The sequence below is a fragment of the Aurantimonas sp. 22II-16-19i genome (assembly GCF_002088275.1).
In the GTDB taxonomy this organism is placed as follows: Bacteria; Pseudomonadota; Alphaproteobacteria; order Rhizobiales; family Rhizobiaceae; genus Jiella.
Map to the genome: position 1 here is coordinate 1 of NZ_AQQS01000095.1, position 454 is coordinate 454.

Here is a 454-nt window from a genome sequence, read left to right on the forward strand (position 1 = left end):
ATCCCACATCGGGCCGTGGCCACCGGGATAGAACACCGTGTCGAAGTCCGCCTGGTCGACGCTGTCGAGGCGCACGGTCTCGGCCAGCTGGGCATTGGCGTCCTTGTCGGCGGTGAAGCGCCGCGTCAGGTCGGTCTGGAACATCGGCTCGTCGCTCTTGGGGTCGAGCGGCGGCTGGCCGCCCTTGGGCGAGGCGAGTGTGATCTCGGCCCCCGCGTCCTTGAAGACGTAATAGGGTGCCGCGAGCTCTTCCAGCCAGAAGCCGGTCTTCTTGCCGGTGTCCCCGAGCCGGTCGTGGGACGTCAGGACCATGAGAACCTTCATCGTCGTCTCCTTTGATGATGCCGGATGCCGATCGCCGGGTCGGCCCGATCGCGATCGGCCGCATCGGCCTTTCGATGGCAGGAAGATGGGGCCGAAGGAGACATTCGAGAAATTTACTTGCTGGATTTCA

General features: G+C 64.3%; 1 pseudogene. It reads right to left on the reverse strand.

Annotated elements, in window-relative coordinates:
* A pseudogene (locus tag ATO4_RS26755) lies at positions 1-324 on the reverse strand (type 1 glutamine amidotransferase domain-containing protein); the annotation flags it as partial.
* Positions 325-454: the final 130 nt, after the last annotated feature.